22 protein-coding genes and 8 pseudogenes are annotated in these 26,348 nt (G+C 37.7%); 15 read left to right on the forward strand and 15 right to left on the reverse strand.

What is annotated here, in order from left to right; genetic code table 11:
- Positions 1-56: 56 nt before the first annotated feature.
- Complete coding sequence (locus J2S17_RS14820) at positions 57-569, reverse strand: MerR family transcriptional regulator (RefSeq protein ID WP_307476151.1); 513 nt, start codon at positions 567-569, stop codon at positions 57-59.
- A 178-nt stretch (positions 570-747) separates the two neighbouring features.
- On the opposite strand from J2S17_RS14820, the pseudogene J2S17_RS14825 reads away from it, so the two are divergent.
- A pseudogene (locus J2S17_RS14825) lies at positions 748-951 on the forward strand (SDR family NAD(P)-dependent oxidoreductase); the annotation flags it as partial.
- Positions 952-1,046: 95 nt separating this feature from the next.
- Here the strand turns inward: J2S17_RS14825 and J2S17_RS14830 are convergent.
- A pseudogene (locus J2S17_RS14830) lies at positions 1,047-1,603 on the reverse strand (recombinase family protein).
- A gap of 496 nt (positions 1,604-2,099) precedes the next feature.
- Positions 2,100-2,615, reverse strand: a complete 516-nt coding sequence (locus J2S17_RS14835; protein WP_307476153.1) for a DinB family protein — start codon at positions 2,613-2,615, stop codon at positions 2,100-2,102.
- A 784-nt stretch (positions 2,616-3,399) separates the two neighbouring features.
- Here J2S17_RS14835 and J2S17_RS14840 point away from each other — a divergent pair.
- The 3 genes from J2S17_RS14840 (at position 3,400) to J2S17_RS14850 (ending at position 6,812) form a co-directional block, all read left to right on the forward strand.
- Entirely contained in the window at positions 3,400-4,008 is a 609-nt protein-coding gene (locus J2S17_RS14840) for a TetR/AcrR family transcriptional regulator (RefSeq protein ID WP_307476155.1), read from the forward strand.
- A gap of 95 nt (positions 4,009-4,103) precedes the next feature.
- Positions 4,104-5,054 (forward strand): SDR family NAD(P)-dependent oxidoreductase, encoded by a 951-nt coding sequence (locus J2S17_RS14845; protein WP_307476156.1) that lies wholly within the window; start codon positions 4,104-4,106, stop codon positions 5,052-5,054.
- Positions 5,055-5,876: 822 nt separating this feature from the next.
- Entirely contained in the window at positions 5,877-6,812 is a 936-nt protein-coding gene (locus tag J2S17_RS14850) for a reverse transcriptase/maturase family protein (protein ID WP_307476158.1), read from the forward strand.
- Between the two features lie 783 nt (positions 6,813-7,595).
- Here the strand turns inward: J2S17_RS14850 and J2S17_RS14855 are convergent.
- Both J2S17_RS14855 and J2S17_RS14860 read right to left on the reverse strand, forming a co-directional pair.
- Positions 7,596-7,739 (reverse strand): annotated as a pseudogene (locus tag J2S17_RS14855) (IS3 family transposase); the annotation flags it as partial.
- Between the two features lie 210 nt (positions 7,740-7,949).
- Positions 7,950-8,696, reverse strand: a complete 747-nt coding sequence (locus J2S17_RS14860; protein ID WP_307476160.1) for an SDR family oxidoreductase — start codon at positions 8,694-8,696, stop codon at positions 7,950-7,952.
- A 287-nt stretch (positions 8,697-8,983) separates the two neighbouring features.
- On the opposite strand from J2S17_RS14860, the gene J2S17_RS14865 reads away from it, so the two are divergent.
- Both J2S17_RS14865 and J2S17_RS14870 read left to right on the forward strand, forming a co-directional pair.
- Positions 8,984-9,361, forward strand: a complete 378-nt coding sequence (locus tag J2S17_RS14865) for a MerR family transcriptional regulator (RefSeq protein WP_307476162.1) — start codon at positions 8,984-8,986, stop codon at positions 9,359-9,361.
- Between the two features lie 278 nt (positions 9,362-9,639).
- On the forward strand, positions 9,640-9,864 hold the full coding sequence (locus tag J2S17_RS14870) for a hypothetical protein (protein WP_307476164.1): 225 nt from the start codon (positions 9,640-9,642) through the stop codon (positions 9,862-9,864).
- A gap of 142 nt (positions 9,865-10,006) precedes the next feature.
- On the opposite strand, the gene map is transcribed toward J2S17_RS14870, so the two are convergent.
- Positions 10,007-10,750 carry a type I methionyl aminopeptidase gene (gene map, locus J2S17_RS14875; protein WP_307476166.1) on the reverse strand — a complete coding sequence of 248 codons (744 nt, stop codon included), beginning with the start codon at positions 10,748-10,750 and terminating at the stop codon, positions 10,007-10,009.
- 507 nt (positions 10,751-11,257) lie between these two features.
- A pseudogene (locus J2S17_RS14880) lies at positions 11,258-11,659 on the reverse strand (Tn3 family transposase); the annotation flags it as partial.
- Here J2S17_RS14880 and J2S17_RS14885 point away from each other — a divergent pair.
- Positions 11,657-11,740, forward strand: a pseudogene (locus J2S17_RS14885) (IS3 family transposase); the annotation flags it as partial. The pseudogenes J2S17_RS14880 and J2S17_RS14885 overlap by 3 nt on opposite strands.
- Here J2S17_RS14885 and J2S17_RS14890 read toward each other — a convergent pair.
- Together J2S17_RS14890 and J2S17_RS14895 are read right to left on the reverse strand one after the other, a co-directional pair.
- Positions 11,735-12,004, reverse strand: a pseudogene (locus tag J2S17_RS14890) (transposase); the annotation flags it as partial. The pseudogenes J2S17_RS14885 and J2S17_RS14890 sit on opposite strands and share 6 nt — an antisense overlap.
- A gap of 19 nt (positions 12,005-12,023) precedes the next feature.
- A pseudogene (locus tag J2S17_RS14895) lies at positions 12,024-12,263 on the reverse strand (RidA family protein); the annotation flags it as partial.
- 350 nt (positions 12,264-12,613) lie between these two features.
- Here J2S17_RS14895 and J2S17_RS14900 point away from each other — a divergent pair.
- From J2S17_RS14900 to J2S17_RS14920, 5 genes are all read left to right on the forward strand, one after another.
- Positions 12,614-13,198, forward strand: coding sequence for a nuclear transport factor 2 family protein (locus tag J2S17_RS14900; protein ID WP_307476168.1), 585 nt, complete (start codon positions 12,614-12,616; stop codon positions 13,196-13,198).
- A gap of 64 nt (positions 13,199-13,262) precedes the next feature.
- Complete coding sequence (locus tag J2S17_RS14905) at positions 13,263-13,820, forward strand: TetR/AcrR family transcriptional regulator (protein ID WP_307476170.1); 558 nt, start codon at positions 13,263-13,265, stop codon at positions 13,818-13,820.
- Positions 13,821-13,872: 52 nt separating this feature from the next.
- Complete coding sequence (locus tag J2S17_RS14910; protein ID WP_307476172.1) at positions 13,873-14,799, forward strand: oxidoreductase; 927 nt, start codon at positions 13,873-13,875, stop codon at positions 14,797-14,799.
- Between the two features lie 93 nt (positions 14,800-14,892).
- Positions 14,893-15,594, forward strand: coding sequence for an NAD(P)-dependent oxidoreductase (locus J2S17_RS14915; protein ID WP_307476174.1), 702 nt, complete (start codon positions 14,893-14,895; stop codon positions 15,592-15,594).
- A gap of 3 nt (positions 15,595-15,597) precedes the next feature.
- On the forward strand, positions 15,598-15,678 hold the full coding sequence (locus tag J2S17_RS14920; protein ID WP_307476320.1) for a hypothetical protein: 81 nt from the start codon (positions 15,598-15,600) through the stop codon (positions 15,676-15,678).
- A gap of 488 nt (positions 15,679-16,166) precedes the next feature.
- Here J2S17_RS14920 and J2S17_RS14925 read toward each other — a convergent pair.
- From J2S17_RS14925 to J2S17_RS14950, 6 genes and pseudogenes are all read right to left on the reverse strand, one after another.
- Positions 16,167-17,542, reverse strand: a pseudogene (locus J2S17_RS14925) (Tn3 family transposase); the annotation flags it as partial.
- A gap of 104 nt (positions 17,543-17,646) precedes the next feature.
- On the reverse strand, positions 17,647-20,592 hold the full coding sequence (locus tag J2S17_RS14930) for a Tn3 family transposase (protein WP_307476176.1): 2,946 nt from the start codon (positions 20,590-20,592) through the stop codon (positions 17,647-17,649).
- Positions 20,544-21,209, reverse strand: coding sequence for a recombinase family protein (locus J2S17_RS14935; RefSeq protein ID WP_251162682.1), 666 nt, complete (start codon positions 21,207-21,209; stop codon positions 20,544-20,546). The genes J2S17_RS14930 and J2S17_RS14935 overlap by 49 nt, the downstream gene beginning before the upstream one ends.
- 806 nt (positions 21,210-22,015) lie before the next feature.
- Positions 22,016-22,183, reverse strand: coding sequence for a YtzI protein (gene ytzI, locus J2S17_RS14940; protein WP_251162683.1), 168 nt, complete (start codon positions 22,181-22,183; stop codon positions 22,016-22,018).
- A 73-nt stretch (positions 22,184-22,256) separates the two neighbouring features.
- Complete coding sequence (locus J2S17_RS14945; protein WP_251162684.1) at positions 22,257-22,715, reverse strand: DNA mismatch repair protein; 459 nt, start codon at positions 22,713-22,715, stop codon at positions 22,257-22,259.
- Positions 22,716-22,863: 148 nt separating this feature from the next.
- Entirely contained in the window at positions 22,864-23,067 is a 204-nt protein-coding gene (locus tag J2S17_RS14950; protein WP_251162685.1) for a hypothetical protein, read from the reverse strand.
- Positions 23,068-23,643: 576 nt separating this feature from the next.
- Here J2S17_RS14950 and J2S17_RS14955 point away from each other — a divergent pair.
- The 3 genes from J2S17_RS14955 (at position 23,644) to J2S17_RS14965 (ending at position 26,317) form a co-directional block, all read left to right on the forward strand.
- The gene (locus tag J2S17_RS14955; protein WP_251162686.1) at positions 23,644-25,404 is read left to right on the forward strand and encodes a SulP family inorganic anion transporter; all 1,761 of its coding nucleotides are present in this window, start codon (positions 23,644-23,646) and stop codon (positions 25,402-25,404) included.
- A 27-nt stretch (positions 25,405-25,431) separates the two neighbouring features.
- Complete coding sequence (locus tag J2S17_RS14960; protein ID WP_251162687.1) at positions 25,432-25,770, forward strand: ArsR/SmtB family transcription factor; 339 nt, start codon at positions 25,432-25,434, stop codon at positions 25,768-25,770.
- A gap of 202 nt (positions 25,771-25,972) precedes the next feature.
- Positions 25,973-26,317: a zinc ribbon domain-containing protein YjdM gene (locus tag J2S17_RS14965; protein WP_251162688.1), complete on the forward strand. Its 345-nt coding sequence runs from the start codon at positions 25,973-25,975 to the stop codon at positions 26,315-26,317.
- Positions 26,318-26,348: the final 31 nt, after the last annotated feature.

The raw sequence follows: 26,348 nt of genomic DNA on the forward strand, positions 1-26,348 counted from the left end.
TAAGTACGTTAAGTTATTGTCAGTTTCGCTGGTACTTCCCCTTGTTATTTGCTAGCTTATCTTAAGGAGGCCGGTGACTTGCCCGTCTTGGCCGATACGGAAAAATAACTCATCTCAAGGGGTGAGACGGGCTTTGGGTTCGGTTCTCCCGTCATATCCTCTGACACGCCGTCTTGGCTTTCATCCGAGCAGTCGCGGTAGTGGTAGTATCTTTCTCCCTCCAACTTCATGTCGATAAAATCGACGACCTGCTGCAGCGAGGCGATTTGGCTAACGATCTTTTCACGGTGGCTCCTTATGTGTTCTACCAGCTCAGGATATTCTCCGGGATCTGCGTCGGCGGGGATTGCCAAAAACGGCCGCATTTCCTCCAGCGGCATCCCCGTTTTTTTCAGGCAGGATAGCAGCCAGATCGTATTGATGTCTTCCTGCCGGTAGATGCGGTGCCCGTTGTCCTTCCGGTCCGCCCGAGGTAGCAGCGCGATCTTTTCGTAATAACGAATCGTGTCCTCGGAGATTCCTGTTTGCTCGGCGGTTTGCTTTATTGTAAAGGTTTGCTCTGCCATCATCCTGTTTCCTCCCGGCGATTGCTTTTTTTTACATTATATGACTTGGTGCTAGCTCCAAGTCAAGTCTTTTATCCTTAGGACAAAAACTTTGCTTACGCGCCTTGACTTAGAGTCGACTCCAAGTTATAGAATGTGTGCTATCAGGGAAAAATATCACACCATCAGGAGGAAACGTACAATGAACACGAACCAACGAGAAAATATCGCACTGATTACTGGTGCAAGCAACGGGATCGGGTTGGAATTAACACGGAAGTTGCTGTCGGAAGGCTGGCAGGTGGTTGCTTTGAACCGTTCCGACTTTCCTGCGGATGATATGAGAATCCAAAAAGCCATCAATAGTGGATCGCTTCGTATTTATAAAATAGCGGATCTTGCCGATTAGGGGTAGTACCAGCGTTCGTGCAACCAGGGGCAAAGTAGATTAGTAGATTGTAGATATTGCTCAAGTACCTCTTGCTCCCCATGAATTGTTAGTTAGCCTCCATTATTTTTTTGCATCTTGCGATATAGAGTCATTCTAGAGATACCAGCTTTCTCTGCAGCATCCGTGCGACTCATCCCTTGATCCATAAGATATAAGGCATAACTAACCTTTTCTTCATCTGTTTTCGGTCTTCCAGGATGTTTCCCTCTTTTCCTTGCAGCCTGAATCCCCTCCTTTGTCCGTTCAGAAGTTAAATCTCTTTCAAATTGAGCAATTCCTGCAAATATGGTAAACAGCATTTTTCCATGTGCTGTTGTTGTATCGAGCCAAGATTCCTTAAGGCTCTTCAAATGTGCTCCCTTTTGTGAGATAAGTTCTGTAATTTCAATTAGATCTTTCGTAGAACGGGATAGACGTGTCAGATCCGTTACAACAACTGTATCTCCTACTCTTAAAAATTCCACATATTGTTCAGCTCCGGTCGCTCCCGTTTTGTACCGGTTACTTTTTCGAAGAAGATGCGATCGCATCCAAATTCTTCAAGCTGTCTCTTTTGGCGGTCCAAATTTTGATCAAATGTAGAAACACGCATGTAGCCAAATTTCATGTTCATCCTCACCTCTACTACATATTGTATCAAAAACCTTTCATAACAGTTATTGTTACAATTAATTTTGTTACATATTTTTGTTACGATCGTTACACGAGTTAGCTAGTCCAAAAGCATGTCACTACCACCCGTAACAAAACTGGTCGTTTTTGTTACGGTAATTTGAATTCTTGTTGGTGCTGATGTTGTTAAAAAAACTTCAGTATGTTATTCAATTAAAGGGCCAGATTGTTGAAGAAGAAGTCCAAAATAGATGTATGTGACAATCTTAGGTAGCAGGTGAAAATACAATCAATAATTTTAGAGGAGTGATACATGGAGCAAACAATCCTAATGCCCAAGAAGAAGAAGAAGAGAGTACGACGTGAAATGATTTAAAAAAACAAAAAAACTCAAGAGTCTGTCTTTGAAAAAAATTGATCAAAGTAGACTCTCAAAATATTTTGCGATAGGCAATTTTTATATAAAAAGTTTCACTGTTTTCTGTTTCCTTTTAATTGTCGAATAGCCCTCTTCCTCTCAGGTTTGCGGAAACAGGCTCCTTTCCTATTTCACGTGCCCATATAGATAACTGGCCAATATGGTGGATTTCGTGGACAATGACATGACGTATGATCTCTCCGTGTGTACATTCAATGACTCGGCGCCTGATTGGTTCGTCTCTAGAGCTAATCGGTTCATCATTGAAATCAGTTTCTGAAAGTGTCCGAGAATCCATTTCATTTGTCCAAGATGTCACAAATGGCTCCACTTTCTCATGGTATTGACTTGAAAGATTTTTCACTTTTTGTAAGCTAGCATAATCCTCAAACGATGGTTCCTCAGGTACTGGTTCACCTCGCAAACCTAAGATCCACATATATTCCACATCTACAATGTGAAACAGGTTATGTAGGATACTGCCGAACCCACCGACCCGTTTCTTTAATAGTTCTTCCTCCGGTATGTCTTCGCACCATGTAAACCAATCATCACGAACTTGCCAGTTGTATTGAAACAGTTTCAACATCGCAACAACCTCCAAATGTTTAGTATTTTAACTCTTCGACAGAAGGTCACGCAGCCCTTTATTTTTTAGCTAAATTTAAAAGGGAATTCTGATGACTATATTTATACCACTACCAAATGGTTTTAACATCAAGATTCTTGATATTCAGCAAACGGGCGCTTTAATGGAATAAGGGTCACAGAAATGAACAAACTTTTTTACAAAAGAATGATTCAATTGAATATATTAAGAGTGTGTTTTGATCAATCTATTTTTAAAACACGCTCTTTCTTTTTGTTCGTTTATCAAGGTTATTAGTATCAATTTGATCAAACATTATTCTAAAGCAACAAGGAAAACCTCACACCCCAAAAAGTACAACAAAGCTAGTCATATCAACACTTAAAACCACTTTAAAAACATCTCTCTATTATCATTATTGTTTAATAGCAATTCGGCTTTAGAATTGCAATACTAAATTTGGATATTTTTTCGTTAAAAAAATTATAGCCATTAAGGCAATCCAGTCCGTAAGGATCGGAATGAAGGTCTTGTGTAGAAAATCGCAAGACCAAATTTTATTGACAAATACGATACGATGTAGTATCGTATTAATACAAACAGATTAAGGAGATGATCATATGAGAAAACCATTATAATTACAGGTGGAAATATAGGGCTAGGATATGAAACAGCTAAAGTCGTAGCTAATTCCTCAACTGACTGGCAGCTTATAACGGGAAAGACATTCTATGTGTTATAATTAGCAATACGTGACTAAAGAGATTTAAGGGAATGATGAAATATGGATACAGAACATCAATCGGTTCCAAGCGTATCCCGCGGGCGACCAAGAAGTACAAAAGTGCATCGTAGCATCTTGGAAGCAACACTGGCTTTGCTTGCCGAGGTTGGCGTTGAGAGACTGAGCATTGAAATGGTCGCTAAACGTGCAGGCGTTGGTAAAAGTTCAATCTATCGGAGGTGGAGCAGTAAGGAGGCTTTAATCGTCGATGCGCTGGAACAAATTAAACCCCAATTGAACACCTCTATACAAGGGGATCTTCACGAAGTTTTATTCGAACTAGCGCGAAATTTCATCCAGCAGATGAACACACCGCTTGGTAAACAAATGCTATCAATGCTGATTTCAACTTTATCTGGCAACTCTCAGATATCTGAGTCTTTTTGGGAAAAACATTCCTTACCTAAGACTAAGGAAATCTCAAGTGTTATTGAAAACTATCGTGAGAAAGAACAACTCCGTAACGATATTCATATTGATCTGGTTTCGGATCTTTTGATCGGGTTTATCATGTATCAGTTGTTATTTAAACCTCCTTCCTCAGACTTGGAAACTGATCTTAAAGAAGGTATAAAAGTCATTCTAGATGGAATTAGCCAATCGGAATGAAGGTCTTGTGTAGAAAATCGCAAGACCAAATTTTATCGATAAATACGATACGATTCAGCATCGTAATTATATAAACAAATTAAGGAGATGATCATATGAAGAAGGCAAAGAAAACAATCATCATTACAGGCGGTAATACGGGGCTTGGGTTTGAAACAGCAAAAGTCATAGCTGGTGCTTCAAATGATTGGCATGTCGTAATTGCATCACGTAGTCAACATAGAGGGAACGAAGCAGTAAATGAATTGATTCAGTCTACCCGCAATCCCAATGTATCTTCTATGGAATTGGACTTAGCCTCGATTTCGTCGATTAAGCGTTTTTCAGAAAAATTAATGAAAGCTGGACTTCCACCTCTTCATGCTATTATCTGCAATGCGGGGGCACAATTTGCACAAGGCACTCAAACAACTGCCGATGGCGTTGAAGCAACTTTTGGAGTGAATCATCTTGGTCACTTCCTACTTGTGAGGTTGCTGCTTAATCAGCTCCAGGAACAAGGACGCATTGTCGTCGTAAGCAGCGATACGCATGACCCCGCTAAGAAAACAGGAATGCCGGCTCCGAGCTACACCAGTCCCGCAATAATGGCTGACCCTGTTGCATCAGATAAGTTTCTGGGGAATATACCTGATTTGGCTAAGGGACAAATTCGCTACACAACGTCCAAGCTCTGCAATCTGTACTTTACCTATGAACTATCGCGCAGAATCCGGAAATCCAAACCTTCCATTTCGGTTGTAGCATTGAATCCCGGTATGATGCCTGGCAAAGGTTCAGCCCTAACTAGGGATTATAAGCCTTTTCTACGATTTATGTGGAATAATGTTATGCCGCTCATGCGTTTCGTTCGCTCCAGTGTTCGCACGACCAAACAATCCGGGGCCGATCTTGCAAACCTTGTATTTAATGAATCTGTTATTACCGGTTCATACTGGGACGGGTCGAAGAAAATATCATCTTCAGATGAGTCGTACAATCAAGATCGTGCTGTTGAATTGTGGAATTGGAGCTCGGAAAGTCTTGATTTGAGCAAAGAAATTTAATTAAGGTAAAATGCGTTGATTGACTCAACTATAGAATGCGATTGTTGAACAACATAGGTAGAAAATGATCAAACTTATTTTATAAAAAGCGTCTCATGAAATATATTAAGAGTTTCAAAAACAGGCTCTGTCCTTTTGGTTGTTTATCAAGGTTATTAGGGGTACAGCCAGGGTACAGCCAACATTTCGGAAATTTTGTACGCTAAGCAAATTTCGACATAAATATAGCCAAATACCTGTACGTTAAGGAATTTGGCTTATGTTATAGCTTAGTTTTTATTTAATGGGGTAGCGTCAGGAAAATGCGTATTTGTGCGCCATGTCATTTGGCATTGGATTTCTTCCCTAGGAAGAAGAAGCTCGAAAGAATGGCTTCTGGGTCAAACAACTCACCTAGCGGTGAAAGCCAAAGGGAACAATAGCATGTTGTTAAAGCAAGGAGTGCATAGAAGACGTGTATGGCACAGCTTTGCAAGTCCCGTATGGTATGGTGAAAGCTAAACTGCCTGAACCTCAGTATCCAGCGATGTAACATTTCATCCCTTGAATATCACGTCTGTAAGCAAGGTTACTAATATAGGATGATTGTAAATCCGTCATCTGAACCTTTCGATTAGTAAGCAGTAAAGAATGACTTTACTCAAGGAAACGAAAGAGGCACCTAACCCGTACTATTACGTCTAATGTCAAGGAACATGGGATTGCCTAAAGGGCGCGAGCCCCATGGCAACGGAGTTTCCATAGTAGTCCGAGAACGGGAAAGCCGTTCACATGGCGAAGGGAAACAGGTATTTTCGATTCTTAGTAAGGGAGGTACGCGAGATGCGAAATGCCGAAACTGCTCTAGGAATCATCCGTGACCGTGGCAGACGAGGACTGCCACTTAATAGAATTTACCGTATGTTGTACAATCAAGACCTTTACCTATGTGCATATGGAAGAATCTATAAGAACATTGGAGCAATGACTTCTGGTGCAACAACAGAAACTGTGGATGAAATGTCCATAAATAAGATTCAAACTATTATTCAAACTGTAAAAGAGGAACGCTATCGTTGGAAGCCTGTACGACGTGTATACATTCCTAAGAATAACTCAAATAAAAAGCGTCCTCTCGGACTGCCTACCTGGTCGGATAAGCTATTGCAGGAGGTCATGAGGCTCATATTAGAAGCTTACTATGAACCGCAATTTAGCACACACTCCCACGGTTTTCGTCCAAAACGAGGATGTCATACTGCCTTATCAGAAATAGAACGTAAGTGGCCTGCGACAAAGTGGTTCGTTGAAGGTGATATTTCTAAATGCTTTGACAGTTTGAATCACGAGGTCCTTATATCTATCCTGCGTAATAAGATAAAAGATAACCGTTTTCTGAGACTCATTGAAAACTTACTTAAAGCAGGATACTTAGAAAATTGGCAGTATAATACTACATTGAGTGGGAGCCCTCAAGGTGGAATAATTAGTCCGATTCTTGCGAATATCTATCTGGATAATTTGGATAAATTCGTCGAAACAAAATTAATACCGCAATACAATACAGGTACTATCCGTAAATCAAATCCTCCATATGTTAAGTTGCGAAATCGTAGAAGAAAATTAGTAGCGCGAGGAGAAAATTGGGAAGCAAACAAACTCTTGAAGGAAATGAAGCAGATTCCCTCATATGATCCTAATGATAATGGATTTCGTCGACTACGCTATGTCCGCTATGCGGATGACTGTGTGCCACGAAAGCTACCAAAGTGTGCGTAAGCACACAAGGAAGCTATGCTGCACAAAAGATGAGAGTAGGCCTCTCGCAATCGCTATACAGGTAGAGATTGCAAACCACCCTAAGGTGCTGTAGTCAAAAGTTATGGTATTGAGCGTTAGGGAAAAGGCAGGGCTAGACTTTGTCAGGTGAGTATTAAGGAGACGAAAACCATTGAACCGCTGAGGAAGTATCGAAAGCATATAGATGTCATCAAAACCGAGGGGGAGTCGTTAACTCGGGATGAGTTCGGAAGGAACCTGTTTACTGTCCGTTCGGTGACCGGAATAAAGGCGGCGTGTGGAACGTGGGAACCTACGACATGGATGTTAAGGGAGAGATTTAAGTGGAAGCCCCACAAGAATCAGAGTACCAATGCCGTGTATAGGGGCGGAATAACTCGTAGTAGTTATGAAATCTCCTAACGGAGATGGAGCGAAGGGGTTATATTATTCAGTTTTACAAATAAGTCAACCATAAAAACTGGGAGGAACTTATGAGGAAAACAAATGTAGCTTTGAAATAAAGTTCGATCAAAAATACCTCACAAACCCATATATACCGTATACAGAAAGAATCCATTTTGAAAAAAGATTGATCAAAATGGATTCTGTACTTGCAAATAAGTGTGAAGTTTTTATAAAAAAGTTTGATCATTTTCTGATTGTATTATTGCGTTAAAGCGCTTCGTTTGTTGATTATCGTTATCATTACATGTGCTCAAAGTGCTTTAAACTAAAGAACCCTGTTATTGCAACGAGTGAAATTGGATTGTCAACACTACACTAGACAACTTTTTTAAGGTGCAGGAACTTGTACTCCATAGGGCTTAAATAGCCTAATGTTCCATGAATTCGAATGTTGTTGAACCAGTTAATATAATCGAATAACTCCAGGTCTAGTTCTGACTGACAATCGAAATAAATGCCTTAATCTCTTTTTCTGTAAACAACTTTTTACTCATGTATTCGTTCTCCCGTCCCGTTTTGATTCAATTGTACACAAGAAGCCCCTGCATGGAGTTGTGCGGAAATCGCAAAAAGGCGGCCGAATTTTATGCAAGAAAAAAGAAAAAGTATTAAACAAATTAAAACCATAAAAAGGCCAATCAAAATTTCTGATTGGCCTTTTTGATCATTTTAAAGTTGCTGTCCTGTAGGACGAACCAGTATTTCATTAATACCGACTTCCTCTGGTTGATTAATCGCAAAGTAAATAGCTTCGGCGATGTTTTCTGGTTTCATTCCAACAGATTCTTCGATCTGATTGATTGCATTTTTTTGCTCTTCATCGGTGATATGCGTTGATAATTCAGTAACAACGGATCCCGGTGAAATGATCGTAGAGCGAATATTACTTTCTGGAGATTCCTCCATTCGAAGCCCTTCACTAATATCTCGAACTGCTGATTTGGTAGCACAATATACTGCACTTCCTGGAAAAACGACATGTCCAGCAATGGACGATAAATTAATGATATGCCCATGTTTTTGATCTCGCATATAGGGGAGAACCGCATAAATGCCATAAAGCACGCCTTTAATGTTGACATCTACCATACGATCCCACTCTTCAATTTTTCGTTTATTTAGTGCAGACAAGGGCATAAGCCCAGCATTATTGATAAGCACATCTATCGAACCAAATTGATCATGGGCAAATGTGGCAAGTTCGCTCATTTGTTCATGTGAGGTCACATCCGTCACTTTATAAACAGCTTGACCACCACTTTTTTTGATTTCCTCCTGTAGCTTTTGTAAACGATCTTCACGACGTGCAGCTAATACCAATTTTGCACCGTTATGGGCAAGTTTAAGTGCTGTTGCTTCCCCCATTCCACTGGAAGCTCCTGTAATGATTACTACCTTGTTTCCGACGTTAGACAACTGTATCTCTCCTTTTATTTCTTAAAATTAGTTTTGTTTTCTATAACTGCTTTTGGAATGCAGGAGCGACGTTCACTTCTATAGTGTTTTTTGACTTTGAAAGTTATACCCCCTTTATCTTTCCTTTATTTGATTCAATATCATTGTATTTTATTATTGTAACGATAAGTCAAGGATAAATTTTTATTACCTGAAAAGCATTGTTAAATAAAGGCTGTTGAAATTCACTACTTTAATTTGGTATACTTAAACCTATAGTTACTATAAGTTAAAAGGAGAAGATTCAGATGTCCTATTCAATGAAATATATAGTTGATCATTTAAATGTAACACCAAACACACTTAGATTTTATGAAAAGGAAGGAATTTTAAAGAATGTCTCCCGTAATTCCAATGGTCGTAGAATATATAATGATGAAAATATTGAGTGGATCAATTTCATCCGTGCTCTTAGATCTACTGGAATGCCTATCTCCAAAATACAGGAATATGTTGACCTTTATGAGTTAGGAGATGATACATTGTTACAAAGAAAAGAAATGATGATGCAGCATAAAACAGAGGTACAAAATAAAATAAATGAAGATCTAAAGCACCTAGAACTTATAAGTTATAAAGTAGCAATGTATGAACTTCAGGAAAAGGAATCCCGACAAATAATTTAATCTGTGAAAGGCAGTCACGCCTGATGAGTCATAATCAATGTCTGTAACCTCATTGGATATAATCGGGAAAACATACGCTGTGATTGCCCCGCTATCAGGCGCTTTAACGGAATAAAAGTAAACAACTTTATTACACAAATACTATCGCTATGCCTTCGATTAGATTATTGAAAAGTAAAGAACTATTTTTAAAACAAGCCGCATTTCTCAACGGAAGAATGCGGCTTTACGACGTCAAGTATCATCATTATATTATAGATACTAAAGGAGGCCTACTTATGCGCGTTATTAATTTTGAAATTAGTGCTGACAAGCACTATCTATCGTTTAAACTTGGTGACAAAAAGGAACGTATAAGCCCTTATTACCCCTCTTTACATGCTACTGCACAGCACCTTGAAAGCCTTGTCCGTAAGTTTGGCGTTATTGATGAATTGACATATTGGTTTGGAATAAAGTTTGATCAAAAACACCCCGCAAACCCATGTTTTGCGTTAAATTAAAAGAATCCGTTTTGAAAAAAGATTAATCAAATCGGATTCCTTCTTTATGAAGTAATTATACAATTTTATAAAAAAGTTTGATCATTTTTCTACCCATGTTGTTCCACAGGCGCGCCATATTGTGGTGTTAGTGCGGGTGCTCTTACAATGTAGTAATAATCGGTCCTTTCTTCGTAAGAATAATCGTATGTTCGTATTGAGCCACAAAGCTTTCATCGGTTAGGAATGTCCATCCATCTTCGGATTGGAAAACTTCCTCTTCAAATGTAGAGATCATAGGCTCAAAAGCAATAACCATACCATCTTTTAAAATTTCGTCATCCCAGTGAGAGTAGTAATTGAAAATATGTTCTGGTGCTTCATGAATTGAGCGCCCTATACCGTGTCCAGTAAGATTTTTTATAACTGTTAAACCATGCTGTTTTGCTACATTGTGTGCAGCCTTTCCGAGCCCACTTTTTTTCGAACCTGGTTTTGCCTTCTTAAGTCCAGCGTCAAATGCTTCTTTAGCAACGTCGCATATTTTCTGTAAAATTCTCTCCCCCTTCCCTACTACAAAGGAAATTCCAGTATCTGCGAAATACCCGTTTTTTGAACCTGAAACATCAATATTTACTAAGTCCCCTTCTTGAATGATCCGTTTCCTCTTCGGAATCCCGTGCGCTACTTCTTTATTTATGCTAATGCACGTATATCCGGGAAAATCATATTCTCCTTTTGGGGCAGATTGAGCCCCTGCTTTTTCAAACATCTCTCTCGCAATTTCATCGAGTTCTTTTGTGGTAATCCCAGGTTTCGTACTACGGACTAATTCTTCTCGAATCGCCCCACAGATTTCACCAATTACTTTTAATCCATTAATATCCTCTTTATTCTTTGCAACCATTGATATCCCCACTTTTTAAAATATTTTATGATTAGTATTCCATTTAGTTTCTAACATAAACGGAACGGTTTTTCTTCAACAATCAGTTCCGTTTGCAGTATAACCTTAATATTACTTTTACCATAGGAAACCATTTAATAAAGCATATCCAAAGTAGAAAAACGGTGCAACTTTTTTTTAAACAATACGACTTTATTTCAAAGCCACAGCATCATCGAATTCTAAACCCGTTAGTAGCCTTGAAGGCAACTATAACGCCTAAAGGCGTTCTCAAGCCTTTGTTATCTAAGGTATGGTATTTGATGCCTTCTTAGTGTCAAGACATCACAACATTGAATACGTTGAATACATTGTTTACTGAGCTAAGATATCAAGTAATCAAAGTTTCTTTTCACTTAATTTTTCTTCTTCGAATACTTTAAATACTCCTAATTTCCACAGTATAGATAATTAACGAAAATATACGCTAAGCCAATATTTGGAATAAAAAAGCCGAATTCTCCTACGCTAAGGAGTTCCGGCTTTAGTTATATTCAATGACGGTAAAGACTGAAAACCAGCCTTACTATTAGGTTCGAATTTGTACTCACCAAGGAAATTAATATGTTCCCATGCCAGAGGTGATACATGAGATAACAAGTCCTCATCTAATTCTCCGTTTTGCTTTAAATGATTAGTGGCTTCTGTAAGGTAAACTGTGTTCCAAAGACTAATAGCATTGATTATAATGTTCAAAGCGCTTGCTCTTTGCAGTTGATCTTGTAGCGCCCGTTCTCGTAATTCTCCATGCTTTCCAAAGAGGATTGCCCTAGCCAAGGCATTCATGGCTTCTCCTTTATTTAGTCCCCGTTGTACACGCCGACGCAACGATTCATTTAAAATGTAATCAAGTATAAATATAGTTTTTTCAAAATAATCAAAACAGAATTTGTGAAAGGGGTGATATTTGAAACCCTGGAAGACTTAACAATCAAATTAGATGACTATGTGCGCGGCTTGCTTTAAAATATCATTCTCCATCATGAGCTTTTGATTTTCTTTACGAAGTCGAATTAACTCCTCTTGTTCAGAAGTGCGATTGTCTTTCTCTTGAAAAGAACCGGTTGTCTTATGTTGACGAACCCATTTATCAAAGGCCGAAGGCGTCAGCTCGTATTCTTTGATAATTTCACTTCTAGGTTTACCTGAAGTATGCAGCTGAACGATTTGTTCTTTAAATTCTTTTGTGAATGTCCTTCTTTCTCTTTTAGTCATGATTGATTCTCCTAAGTTTTTAATCAGTGTGTGCGACAGCCATGACTTCAATTAGTTGCTCTGGGAACGCCAAGTAAGTCACGCCGATGAGGCTGCCGGCCGGCCGATGCTTTTCTAGATATTCCTTGAACAGGCCGATGACTGGCTCGGAATGCTCTTGCGGATTTGTTAGATAGATTTCCACATAAGCGAGGTTGGACTTCGTGACACCAAATCCCTCCAGTACATGATCGAGGTTTTCCAGAGTTTGTCGGGTCTTCTTCCCTTAATATCTCTAAAACGATGTTGGCTTTTTCTTCTGGTTTGTAAGATCTTCGTTTTTTGCTCATACCATTATCTTTATCTTAATTAACTGTTTTTAGTGTCCAATGGTACGGATACATTATATAGATTACATCATAGAATTAGAGATAGATGATCATAAAATGAGATAATAATAAATTATTATTGACTTTTAAATAAACATAGAGTATAAATAACATTAGTTATATAACGTTTGTTATTTATACAGGTTACTTTATTTTATGAAAAAGTAGAGTGAGGACGTTTCTATTGAGTAGCTCAAAAGCATCCTCATACTATGAATAAATTACTTAAGGAGAGGAAGTTATGACCATACCTACTGATTTAGAAAGAATTATTGCAAAGCAAGAAATACAGGACCTCTGTTACCGTTATGCTCGTGGGGCAGATCGACTGGATGCTGAAAGTTGGGCATCTGCATTCTGGGAAGATGGTACATTTAATCAGCCTCAAAGTGATGTGGCAATTAACTCTTATGCAAATCAATTAGTAGGAACTATGGATAAATTCTTTGAATTAACTCATCACATTAACGGTAATATTCTGATCAATTTTGATAACAAAAATTATGCAACTACTGAAGTTTATTTTCAGGCTTTTCATCTTACAAAGGCTGATGCGTCGATTGAAGAACTTCGTTTTATTATTGGAGATAAGCGCTTGTCCGAACTATCTTATGTAGATGGCGATACCTTTGAGATCTTGGTTGGCGGGCGTTATCTCGATCAAGTTGAACGACGTGAAGAGGTCTGGAAAATCAAATACCGTCGTCTGATCTTTGATTACACTACGGTACGTCGTAGTATGGCGTTGTCCTCTGGATTAGGAATGACAGCTATGGGGGCAGCAAAAATGAGCCGTGATCGGACCGATCCTTCGTACAAATGCTGAATATATCACCTTAGTCGGTAGATGAATATAAAATTAAAAATTCGATATAAAATGAGGTGAAATCATGGCCCCAAAGAAGAGAATTAATAGAGAGGACATAATTTCTGTTGCTTTTCAGCTTATAAAAAGTGAAGGAATAGAAAGCTTAAATGCTCGTAATTTAGCTAAGAGGCTTGGCTGCTCTACGCAGCCAGTTTTTTCTGAATTTAATACTATGGAAGAACTAAAACAAGAGCTTTTTGAGCAAGCAGGGTATTATTTCTTAGAATACCTTGAACGTGCCACTTCATCTTACAACCAATTATATAGTTTTGGTTTGGCTTTCATTGATTTTGTCCAAAAGGAAAGGAATTTCTATCAACTTATTTTTATGTCAGGTGCTTTAAATAACATTAACATCCTAGATGTTTGTAAAGCTAACTATAATCTTGTAACCAACCTTGCTGAACATTACAGTTTAAGTTTTAGAAACACTGAGAAAATGTTTATTCAACTCCTTTTATATTTGCAAGGCATTGCAGCAGTCCTATACTCCAATGAAGAAGCATTCCAAACTGAAGAGATAAAGGAATATCTGAAAGATGCTTGTGAAGCTTTCTTAGAGGCTTACAAAGAGAAGTAATTTTACGATACCATATTAGTTTTGAGATGAGTATTAAGACAGGGGGGAACAGATGATACGAAAGAAATGGACATACGAAGATATTCCAAACCAGAGTGGACGTGTAGTGGTTATTACGGGGGCAAACTCAGGAATCGGTTATCAGGAAGCTCTAATGCTTGCAAAAAAAGGAGCGAAAATTATATTAGCGGGACGAGATCTTAAAAAAGTCAGAACAGCGATAAATCATATATTAAATGAAGTTCCATCCGCAAAGTTGGATTATGTTATTTTGGATTTAGCTGATTTAGATTCCGTATTTAGGTGCGCAGAAGAAATACAAAGTAAATACGAGAGCCTAGACCTTTTAATTAATAATGCTGGTGTCATGATTCCCCCCTTCTCCCGCACTAAACAAGGATTTGAGTTACAATTGGGAACCAATCATCTTGGGCATTATGCTCTCACAGGAAAATTGCTACCTCTTATTTTGAAAACTCCTAATTCTCGAATCATATCAATGACGAGTTTAGCAGGAGTGTTAGGCTCAATTAATTTTAATGATCTCAACTACGATCAAGATAGACATTATATAAAAATGTTAGCATATGGACAAAGCAAGTTGGCTAATATCATGTTTATAAACGAATTAGCTAATCGGTTAAAGCAAGCGGGATCAAATGTAATAGCAGCTTTAGCACACCCTGGTGGCTCAGCCACGAACCTGCAAAAAAATGGGGATTTTTTCTTTAGGCGAATTTTAACGCCTCTAACGTCACATCCAGTATCAGAGGCAGCTCTCCCTATCCTTCGCGCAGCTTGTGATACACAAATAAAAAATGGCTCATTTTTGGCGCCTTCTGGCATATTACAGTTAACCGGTTCACCGGTAGAAGTAAAAATGCCAGCCAAAGCAATAAATAAAAGTCGGTGCAATCAGTTATGGACCATCAGTGAGAAATTAACTAACGTATCTTATGATAAATTCCTCCCTGGTTAATGATATGAAGTTTACAAGATTGTTATATAAAATTTACTAAGAATAATCACATATAAAGTTAATAGGTATTTTAAAATTAGGGGGAAGTTTGTATTGAAGATAGCAGTAATTGGAGCAACAGGAGCAACAGGGGAAGCAGTGTTAACTAGGGCCCTTGAACTAAATCATGAAGTTATAGCCGTGGCTCGCAGACCAGAAAAAATTGTTAATGACTCTAGACTTACAATAAAACAAGGAGATGTCTTAGATCTGCAAAGTATACAAAATGCTATTAAAGGAGCGGATGCCGTTATAAGTTGCATAGGTCCGCCAAGCAACAACTCTCAAAATACTTCTATACATGGCTTAAAAAATTTCGTAGCAGGTATGAAGGTTATGAGGGCAAACTTTACACCAGGGACAGTTATGTCAGAAGGAATACCTAATATTGTGAAAGCTTGTAAACAAGCTGGCGTCAAACGATTTGTTATGCAAAGTGGGATCAATTTAACCGATGGAAAAGAACTGAATGCAGCTAATAGAGTAATGGTTAAAATAATGAGAACGATCTTTTCGAATGCAATTAAAGATAAAGAAATAGCTGAAAAGGCCGTAATACATTCTGATCTACAATGGGTAATTGTTCGTGCTTCTGTGCTTAAATACGGATCAAAAAGTTTAAAGTATACTGCAGGTCCGAGAGCTCGTATCGCGCCACTCCAACAAATACCATTTGCAGATTGTGCTGATGGTTTAGTTAGAGCATCTTCGAGCGAAGATGAATGGGTTAGAAAAATTATCAACATAGGAAAATAGAGAATACTATTCACTGGAGAGATCTGCGATCAAAACCTCTCATTGGCCAACGGTAAGATCATATTAAGTCCACAGGGCGCGTAAGACGTACTAGCGAAGCTAGAAACCTATCTGGGGTACCGCCAACATTTTAACGTTATCTATACTTATAAGTAAAAAGTCTTGATTTGATAAGGAGTTTTACATTGAAGACATGTAAACAACGTACACGTCTTGACAACGAGACTCGCAGCACCGAAGTCTACAACCGTTGTTTCCTTCAAAGCAAATAAAAACGCCTTAAGGCGTTCTCAGAAAGTAGAATGGCATTGAAACTTCCCTGGAACTCTTCATACGAATGGCAAGAATTATCAAAGCAAGGTTATTCGATGCCTTCTCAATGACAAGATACTATCACATACTTTTATTACTATAAATACATTGTTTTCTGAGTTAAGATATCAAGTATTTAAAGTAACTTTCCACTCAATTTTTCTTCTTAGAATACTTTAAATACTTCTGATTTTCATAGTACAGATAATTAACGAAAATATACGCTAAGACAATTTTCGGAACATAAAAGCCGAATTTCCCTACGCTAAGGGAGATTCGGCTTTTATGTTCAATGACGGTAAAGACTGTAAACTAGTTTTACTAATGGAATCGAACTTGTATTCACCAAGGAAATTAATATGTTCCCATGCTAGAGGTGATACATGAGGTAACAGGTCTTCATCTAATTCCCCATTTTGTTTTAAATGATTAATGGCTTCTGTGAGATAAACTGTATTCCAAAGACTAATAGCATTAATTATAATGTTCAAAGCGCTTGCTCTTTGCAGTTGATCTTGTAATGATCGTTCTCGTAATTCCCCATGTTTTCCAAAGAAGATTGCCCCGGCTAAGGCATTCATAGCTTCTCCTTTATTTAGTCCTCGTTGTACACGCCGACGCAGCGATTCATTTAAAATATAATCCAGTATAAATATAGTTTTTTCTATTCTTCCGATTTCGCTAAGCGTCTTTGAGACCTTGTTCTGCCTTGCATAAGATCCAAGTTTGCCCATAATAAGAGACCCAGAAACGGTTCCCTCCCGTATAGAATGTGCTAACCGTAATACATCATCAAAATTATCTCGAATGATCTTGGTGTTAATTTTCCCTCGAAAAAGAGTATGTATTTCTTCGAAGTCTTCCATTATATCCATAGTGTATAGTTTGGAATCAGTTAAGTCCCGGAGTCGTGGAGCAAAACGAAATCCTAGTAAATGACTCAATCCAAATACTGAGTCTGTATAGCCAGCTGTGTCTGTAAAATGCCCTTCAATATTCAAATCTGTCTCATGATGAAGTAACCCATCAATGACGTGCACAGCATCCCGAGCATTGGTATTAATGACTTTAGTATAAAAGCTTGAAAATTGATCACTGGTGAATCTATAAATGGTAGCTCCTTTTCCAGAACCATAATGGGGATTCGCATCGGCATGTAAAGAAGAAACACCCACTTGTACACGCATTCCATCAGAGGATGATGTACTTCCGTCTCCCCAAAATGAAGATAAAGACATTTTATGATGGAAATTGACAAGGGTAGCTTGTGCTCGATTTAGAGCATCTTCATCCATTCGCCATAGAGCAACGTTTGCCATTTGTCGATAGGAGATCCCTGGTGTTGCTTCTGCCATTTTCGTGAGTCCAATATTTGTCCCCATACCCATTAATGCTGCCAGATCATGGGTTTTTCTTCTGGATGCGGAGGCTTTCCAGTAGACGTGTGAATGAATTCCTTATCAAATCCTGTCCAATTGGAGACCTCCATTAATAAATTCGTTAACTTTATGTGTGGAAGCATACGATAAAGGGATGCACTGAATGATCGGGCTTTTTCCGGAACATCTTTTTCAAGCCTGTGTATGTGAAGTTTTCCGTTAGCGAAATTGACTCCCTCTAAATCATGAATATTTTCTTTTAGGGGTACCACCAGTAAAACGCGGATTTACAACGTTAAGGGAATTCGGATACAAAAATAGCCGGTTTTTACCACGATAAAGTGTAACCGGCTGATAGCTATCATTGGTTTAACGGTCGTAATGATTCTAAGGTAGTAACTCCTTTTGGGTCAAAACGATACTCGCCAAGAAAGTTGATATGCTCCCATCCCAATGGAGACACATGTTTTAATAAATCCTCTCGTAACGCTCCTTTACTCCGTGATAGATCCGTTGCTTTTCCTAGATAAACTGTATTCCAAACGCTAATCGCATTAATCAGGATGTTCAAAGCACTCGCACGCTGCAATTGATCCTGTAAAGCACGTTCTCTCAGCTCTCCATGTTTACCAAAGAAAATTGCTCGTGCCAGAGCATTCATTGCTTCTCCTTTGTTTAAACCGCGTTGAATACGGCGACGCATCGATTCGCTTGAGATGTAGTCCAGGATAAAGATGGTCTTTTCTATTCGTCCCATCTCTCTAAGTGCCTGGGCAACCTTGTTCTGTCGTGCATAGGAGCCAAGCTTACCCATAATGAGCGCACCGGACACTTTACCCTCTCTAATAGAATGTGCCAGATGTAAAACATCATCGTAATTTTCACGTATGACCTTCATATTTATTTGGCCGCGTAGAAGATTCTCCAATTTTGAAAAGTCTCTAGGTTTTCCGATCACATAGAGCTTTGAGTCTGATAAATCACGAAGACGGGGGGCAAATCGAAATCCCAGTAAATGAGTCAAACCAAATATCTGATCTGTATAACCAGCTGTATCCGTATAATGCTCCTCAATTGATAAGTCCGACTCATGATGCAAAAGGCCATCGATGACATGCACTGCATCACGAGCGTTTGTATTAATAACTTTCGTATAGAACGATGAATATTGATCGCTGACGAATCGATAAATAGTAGCTCCTCTGCCTGATCCGTAATGTGGGTTAGGATCGGCACTGAGAGACGAAACTCCTACTTGCACGCGCATACCATCGGATGAAGATGTGCTTCCATCCCCCCAATAAGATGCTAATGATCGGCGATGATGAAAGTTCACAAGTGTTGCTTGTGCTCTGTTCATTGCATCATCGTACATTCGCCATTGAGCAGCATTGGCCATTTGATGATACGAGATACCAGGCGTTGCATCAGCCATTTTTGTTAAGCCAATATTGGTACCCATTGCCATGAGCGATGCCAGAACAATCTGTTTTTCTTCAGCATTAGGTTGACGATTGGTCGAAGCATGGATAAACTGCTCGTCAAACCCTGTCCAACTTGACACTTCTAAAAGTAGGTCTGTCAGCTTCACTCGTGGCAGCATGCCGTAAAGAGTGGAACTATATTGTTTCGCTTCTTCTGGTACGTCCTTCTCTAGCCGATGAACATGCAATCTACCCTTTTCTACATTGACTCCTTCAAGTGCATCGATGTTGTCACTAATACATTGCAATCGACGTAGGAGAGACGTAGTTCTTTCCTCAAGATAGTCTTCAACACTTAGACCAACGGCTAATCTAGTACCAGTTGCCTGAGTAGATTTCCATTCGTCTTGTGGTACTAGGTACTCGTCGAAGTCTTTATGTTGTTTGCTTCCGACAATAGAAACATCTCCGGATCTCACATAGTTTCGTAATTCCGTAAGAGCAGCCATTTCGTAGTAATGCCGGTTAATGGTTCCGTCTTCGTCGAAAACATGCTTTTGCCATCGGTTCGATATGAAATCTAAAGGAGCACCTTCAGGTACTTTTCGTTTTCCGGTATCGTTCATCTCTCGAATGGTATTGAGCGCTCTTGTCAATGGTTCAGCTGACTTTGTAGAACGAAATTCCAATGCATTTAGTAGGGTAGGTGTGTATTTTCGAAGATAATTAAACCGACTTTCTAAAAGATCCAAATAATCATAGTCAAGTGGCCGTGATAGTTTCTTTGCTTCTTCTACAGATTCAACAAACTTTCCCCACGGCATGACCGTTTCTAGCATAACAAAAGGATCAATACCCTCACCTCGTGCTTTAATAAGAGCAGATCCTAAGTCAGCATAATGAATAACTTTTTCATTTACAGCTTTGCCGTTTTGTTTCTGAAGCTCCTCTTGTTGTTTTCGTCCTTTTGATTGCAAGGTTAAGATTTGCTTATCGTGGATCTCAAATGCCTGGTCAACTAAATCTTGACTAAGATCCAATAGGTACGCCACCAATATTGTATATCGTTTTGCTTCATGGAAACGTCGAAAGGATTGTGGCTCGTATCGTGCGCCAAGGCGCGAGAGCTGTCTTAATCGGTTGGGATGGATCGTTTTAGTATCGATATTTAGTTGCAAGCTCCGTATATAATCTAACCGTTCAATAACCTTTAAAAAGGCTTCAGGAGAGAATTGTCCTGTCGTTTCTTTTAGCCAACCAAGTTTTGTTTTTCCAGTACCTACCACAGGTTCGATAAGCTTGTCTAGTTTCTGTTTTTGGTAAGAAGTTAGAGAGACATGGATCTGGCGGTAAATCCGTTCTTCTGCACGGTGACGTGCTTCCCATACGACCCTTTCAATCGTTGTAATGGCCGGCAGGATTATTTTTGAACGACGCAGCTCGTCTAATGCTGCTCGAATCAAATGAATAGCATTCCCGTTTTCCAGCGCCAGCTTAAATAAGTACTTCAACAATCGTCGATAATCGCTCGTTGTAAACGTGGTAAATCCATATTCCTTACGGATTTCTTTCAGATGATCCCATAGAGTGTTTCCCCTTCGGGCATATAAGGAAAATACTCCTGGCTCAATATCCAACTGTTTTGCCAAATAGTCAAGCAAGAAGTCGGGGATCTCCTTTATATCAGTTAAGCTCCATCCTGGATAACGGAGTAGTGCTAATTGGACAGCAAAGCCTAACCGGTTGTAGTCTCGTCGGTGACGATTTATGATTTCCAAATCATGTTGCGAGAAGGTATAGTAAGTAGCAAGCTCCCATTCACCATTGGGAGGGGTCATCCATTCTTGTCGCTGGTCTGTTGTAAGAAGTTCTTTACCGCGCAAGGTATCTGCTCCTTTCTTTGATTTTCATACTCCTTTACACGTCGATAAAAAGTATTTGGCTTTAAATCAAGACGCTTCATTCCTTCCGTCGCAGTGATTGATCCAGATTTCCACTCATCATACACCCGAATAAAATCTGCATTAATCTCGTACTTACGTCGCCCAAATCTCACACCCTTCTTCTTTGCCACTTCAATTCCTTCGGCTTGCCGTTGCTTATTTTTTTTACGTTCTTGCTCGGCTACATAAGAAAGCAGGCTTAAAAATTGGTCCTCCATTAACTTTCCAAGATCGCCCATTCTTCGGAATTTTCGGCTATCAAAAAGCGTCTCATTTTCTAGTACCACGATATCTGCGTTTAGCTGCCGTGTAATATACTTCCACTCTCGAATAATACCATCATAGTCCCGACCTAATCGGTCCAGTGCATCAAGATATATCAAATCCCCTTCGCGAATGATTAAAAGCATCGCCTGATACTGCGGCCGATTAAAATCTTTTCCACTTTGCTTGTCAATAAAGATATAACGTTCTTCAATTCCAAGTTCACGGAATTTTTTAAGCTGCCGTTCTGGATTTTGATCCTTAGCAGAAACGCGAGCGTACCCTAGTTTCAAAAATATCAACTCCTAAACTATTAAACTATGTCAAAAAGTATATCAACAAAATGAAATGTTTCAAAATAAAAAAGCACACTTTTTGACACACAGAATATTATCTGTTTTCCAACGTGTCATAAAGTATACTTTTTGACAGTAACCATAATATGAAAAATACCTTACATTACTGTTGTTAAATGACAATAAAGATATTTAAACCAGTAAATAAATACATTATTAGCGTTGTTTAAAAACGTTATTAGGTTACCTTTGTAAGATTAATACAGGAAATAGAGGTTGCATAAAACCAATTTTTTATGTAGTAAGAGGATTCTGAAGAAGCTTGAAACGTTGATTTTATCAACGATGTATTTTTAAATAAGAACCTTGTATATCCGTTTAATGGATGTTACATAATAAAACCGATAAATCACATAATATTAAAAAAAGAGTATATATTTGAGGTTATAATAAATGATAGATCCTTGGAGATGTTAGTATCGAATGATTTATTAGTAGATATTTACCGTAACGCTGTTGAGCGAAAAGTTAATAATGGTCTCATTCAAACATCCTTTAATGAAATTTAAAAAAGAAATTTAAGAATTAATAGACCTAGTGAATTACAACAGCTACTCGGGGCTTACGGAATCTGTCAGAGCCGATGTAGGAATGATGTTTATAAGTAACTAATAACGAAAGTAACCTTTCCTTAACATTAGGAAATACTTGAGTAATAGGAAATTTCTGAATTTTATTATTGTGCTCTTTTTATTATAAGGAAACAAAAAAACTGAAATGGAACAACCGTTTGATACACTGTTCTATCGTTGTTGATTGTCATTTTCTTGTTTTTTTGAATTGTTAGCAGCTGAATGGGGATCAACTGGGTCAATAGTATGTTTATATTGGTATGCTTTCGATGTAGTGGTTAAACTTAATATTAAGATAATAAAGATAATGACTAAGCTTACAATCAAAAAATTCGCCATTTTTATAGTTCCTCCTCAAATATTTATATAACTAAATGATTTTATTTATAAATTTACATGACCTTACTATCTTCTATATAAAGTTTTCTGAATTTCTAAGATCAAAATCTAGGTTCAACTTTCTTTCTAACTTATCTATATTTCCTCCCTCTTTTACAAACAATTCTAACTTTTCAGCCATCAGTTTTCCTATTTTACTATCTAACTGTTCATGATTAAGTAATGATTTTATTTTTATTGTTTCTGGGGTGTTATCCCTACGGAACCATTGTCCAGGGACCTGTTCCCATAAGTTTTCCCACTCATCTAACAATTCAATTTCATTTAAAAAGAATTTTTGTAAACCACATAACCAAGCAGTACAACTAGTATTTCTTTTTTGGCACCCTAAACCGTCTTTTAAAAGCTCACACCCTTGACAACAAGAGTTCCCACTTTTTATACAAACCTCACAAATATAATGTGACCCAACTAATTGAAGTACCTTCAATCCATATTGGATAATGTCTTCTCTTTTTATTTCTATACTCAACTTATTCGCTCCATCCGCAATTAAATTTCTCCCTTAGATTAACCAATTTTTTACCCAATCCGACCATGGCAAACAGGTAACTATGTATCCATCCACGTACCTATGAACGTTATTCTGCCCACATTGTCCACCTCTTAGTTCTGCCCATTTAGTATAATTTTCTAGTATGCCTTGTGCCCCGCATCCAAATATGTCCTTCCCCCTCTAAGTTTATCCAAACATAGTGACCTATTTTTTCTATAGCTACTACCTTACCTATTTTTTCGACATTAGGTTCATGATAAATGACCTCAACTAGATCACCTATAACAACCTTGTTCCCGTCTTTATCCTTGTAAGATTTTATGTCCATTTCCCCACCATCCTTACTAGTAATTCTATCTTTCTATAAAGGGGGATATTTCCTATTTCCATTAATTATGTTCTTAGGCTGGTGCTTGGACATAATGAGAGCACAGGTAAAAAGGAAGTCAATTAGTTCCAAAAAGTGCAATAGGTATTTAAAATATTCCTTAACTTAAGCAAAACACTCAGTAAGTACCTTCAAAAACTACTTTGTTTATTATATAGGCGTTCAGCAGTAGGAGCAGGTATTGTAGTCTCTTATCCAATGTTGAAAAGCAATAATTATATTACGAAAAGAGAAAAGACACATACTCTACCGTTGTTCTACTTTTTGTTCTTGTACTTTTTCGATTGTTCGTTTGAGATTAATTGGGTTAATAGTATGTTTAAAATACCGTTGGATAAAATATATAAAATTTTATATATTGTGTTATTAAACAAAACCCTTGCTCCTATTCTCATGTATTTCACCTCAAAAATTCCTTTTGACATAATTAAGGAAACAGTGTAAATTCATATCATAATATATTCAAATAATCAGATATAGAGATATGCAAATATTATAAACGAAGAAGGGTTGGTTATGCAACATAAATGGTTTTTTACTGGGAGATATAATGGGTATTCTTTACCGAATTTTCAAAAAGACCTATTGTCTGGTCTAGTCGTTGGTGTCATTGCTATACCTTTGGGTATGGCGTTTGCAATTGCTTCTGGTGTTAAACCCGAATATGGAATATATACTACAATTATTGCAGGTATTTTAATTTCACTATTTGGTGGGTCAAGGTATCAAATTGGTGGACCTACAGGAGCCTTTATTCCTATTTTATTTGGAATAGTCATGACTTATGGATATGAAAACTTATTAATTGCTGGATTTTTTGCAGGTATTATCCTATTTTTAATGGGGATTTTTAAACTTGGTTCATTAATTAAATTCATTCCAAGGCCAGTGACTATAGGCTTCACATCAGGAATAGCCGTCATTATTTTTGTGGGTCAGATTGCTAATTTTCTAGGCCTTACAGGGGTAGAAAAACATGAAACCTTTTTAAGTAATATCAGAGAAATTATCATTCACATTCATTCTATTAATTTTTATAGTGTATTAACTGCTGGAATATGCCTTATTGCGGTCTTGTTAACGCCAAAATTTTCCCCGAAGGTTCCAGGACCACTAATAGGATTATTATTTTCTACAGTGATAGCCAGCATATTTTATCCTAATCAAATAGCCACAATTGGCTCAACATTTGGTGAGATTCCAAGTGCCTTACCTCATTTTAAGGTACCTGAAATGACCTTTGAACGCGTGCAACAATTAATTGGGCCAGCTTTTGTAATTGCATTGCTTGGGGGTATCGAATCTTTATTATCTGCAGTGGTCGCTGATGGTATGACAAATAGTAAGCATAATAGTAATCGAGAATTAATTGGTCAAGGTATCGCTAATATGATTACTCCTTTATTTGGTGGAATTCCTGCAACAGGAGCCATAGCCAGAACAGCGACAAATATCAAAAATGGTGCGTTCTCGCCATTTTCCGGAATGATTCATGGAATTGTCGTTTTGTTAGTATTAGTACTTCTTGCTCCTTATGCTTCAAGTATCCCATTAGCCAGTATGGCCCCTATCTTAATGGTTGTAGCGTGGAACATGAGTGAGAGGCATGTATTTTATCACGTGTTAAAAACAAAAACGGAAGATTCACTTGTTCTAGTTGTTACTTTTTTATTAACGGTTTTTGTTAATCTTACAGTTGCTGTTGAAATAGGTCTTTTATTAGCAGTGGTTTTATTTACAAAAAGAATGAGCGATATTACGGTAACAGTCAAGGCACTACCTAACCCAAACAATAAACATGAAAAGATGGAATCTAAAATGGTGACAGATGCTCGTGACTGTCCTCAAATTAGTATTTATAATGTAGAAGGTCCTTTATTTTTTGGGACTGCTCAAGCGTTTGAGCACTCAATAATGAATACGATCAACTACAAACCGAGAGTTTTACTCTTAAGAATGGGAAAAGTCCCTTTTATGGATACAACGGGTGAATCTTATTTATCAAGTATCGTAAAGGATTTTTCCAAACACGGGGTTGTATTGATATCTGGTATTAAACCTCAACCTAAAAGCGTTCTAGTAAAAACAGGTTTATTTGAATATATAGGAGAAGGGCGTTTTTTTGATCGTACTGGAAATGCAATAGATTTTGCACTTGAACATCTAAATAAGGACAAATGTCTTGGATGCAAACATTTTGCTTTTAGGGAATGTACAGTCTTTTCGGGTGCACATGAGAACATTGAAAAAAAAGGAAAAGTAGTTACGACATCTTAATTGTATCTAGAAAGAGAGGGAAATAAATTGAACTTAGAAATGCAACGGTTTAAAGCTGAATTTTTTAAAGCTCTTGCTCATCCACTTAGAATAAGAATTCTTGAACTTTTAGCTGACGGAGACAAAAATGTAAATGAAATTCAAAATCTTGTAGGAAGTGAAGGTTCGGCAGTATCGCAGCAATTAACAGTCTTGAGAGCAAAAAATATAGTTACAGGTACCAAAGATGGTAATCGGGTCGTTTATTCCTTAAGAGATCCTATGATTATTGAGTTGCTCAGTGTTGCTCGTCAAATTTTTAATAATCACCTTGTTGATACGATAACAATGTTAGATAAATTCAATGATACAGATAATGAGGAATAGAAAAAAAGAAAAGGATAACCTTTTCTTCAAATTTGAAAAGAGTTTAAATGAATTTCATCTAATTCAAGAGATCATGACAGGATATAATCATATAAGGAACTCGCTTTCAAGTTCGTAATTGCTATTCTTACGAAGTTTTAAAAAAGGAAATTGAAATTAACTCTCATATAGAATTAACAATAATGAATGGAGGAAAGAAATTATGGTTAATGTGCCAAATTGCCCAAAATGTAGTTCAGAATACACTTACGAAGACGGAAGTCTTTTTGTTTGTCCAGAATGTGCTCATGAGTGGACTTTATTAGAAAAAGAAAATGATAATAGTGAAGATAAAAAGATTTTCAAAGATGCAAATGGAAATGTCTTAAATGATGGTGATTCTGTAACAGTTATCAAAGACCTTAAAGTAAAAGGAAGTTCATTAGTCGTAAAAATAGGTACAAAAGTTAAAAATATACGTTTAGTTGACGGAGATCATGATATTGATTGTAAAATTGATGGTATTGGAGCTATGCAATTAAAATCTGAATTTGTTAAAAAGATATAAATGTTTCTAAAGGGTATCATTTGAAAAAGGT

The organism is Cytobacillus purgationiresistens (assembly GCF_030813235.1).
GTDB lineage: Bacteria > Bacillota > Bacilli > Bacillales > Cytobacillaceae > Cytobacillus > Cytobacillus purgationiresistens.

Excerpts from the sequence above, each read along its gene's own strand:
- map (WP_307476166.1), bottom strand. The coding sequence starts at position 10,750 with ATGGTTGCAAAGAATAAAGAGGATATTAATGGATTAAAAGTAATTGGT.
- J2S17_RS14820 (WP_307476151.1), bottom strand. The coding sequence starts at position 569 with ATGATGGCAGAGCAAACCTTTACAATAAAGCAAACCGCCGAGCAAACA.
- J2S17_RS14850 (WP_307476158.1), top strand. The coding sequence starts at position 5,877 with ATGCGAAATGCCGAAACTGCTCTAGGAATCATCCGTGACCGTGGCAGA.
- J2S17_RS14865 (WP_307476162.1), top strand. The coding sequence starts at position 8,984 with ATGTCCTATTCAATGAAATATATAGTTGATCATTTAAATGTAACACCA.
- J2S17_RS14955 (WP_251162686.1), top strand. The coding sequence starts at position 23,644 with ATGCAACATAAATGGTTTTTTACTGGGAGATATAATGGGTATTCTTTA.
- J2S17_RS14900 (WP_307476168.1), top strand. The coding sequence starts at position 12,614 with ATGACCATACCTACTGATTTAGAAAGAATTATTGCAAAGCAAGAAATA.
- J2S17_RS14965 (WP_251162688.1), top strand. The coding sequence starts at position 25,973 with ATGGTTAATGTGCCAAATTGCCCAAAATGTAGTTCAGAATACACTTAC.
- J2S17_RS14950 (WP_251162685.1), bottom strand. The coding sequence starts at position 23,067 with ATGGACATAAAATCTTACAAGGATAAAGACGGGAACAAGGTTGTTATA.
- J2S17_RS14905 (WP_307476170.1), top strand. The coding sequence starts at position 13,263 with ATGGCCCCAAAGAAGAGAATTAATAGAGAGGACATAATTTCTGTTGCT.
- J2S17_RS14845 (WP_307476156.1), top strand. The coding sequence starts at position 4,104 with ATGAAGAAGGCAAAGAAAACAATCATCATTACAGGCGGTAATACGGGG.
- J2S17_RS14910 (WP_307476172.1), top strand. The coding sequence starts at position 13,873 with ATGATACGAAAGAAATGGACATACGAAGATATTCCAAACCAGAGTGGA.
- J2S17_RS14870 (WP_307476164.1), top strand. The coding sequence starts at position 9,640 with ATGCGCGTTATTAATTTTGAAATTAGTGCTGACAAGCACTATCTATCG.
- ytzI (WP_251162683.1), bottom strand. The coding sequence starts at position 22,183 with ATGGCGAATTTTTTGATTGTAAGCTTAGTCATTATCTTTATTATCTTA.
- J2S17_RS14835 (WP_307476153.1), bottom strand. The coding sequence starts at position 2,615 with ATGTTGAAACTGTTTCAATACAACTGGCAAGTTCGTGATGATTGGTTT.
- J2S17_RS14840 (WP_307476155.1), top strand. The coding sequence starts at position 3,400 with ATGGATACAGAACATCAATCGGTTCCAAGCGTATCCCGCGGGCGACCA.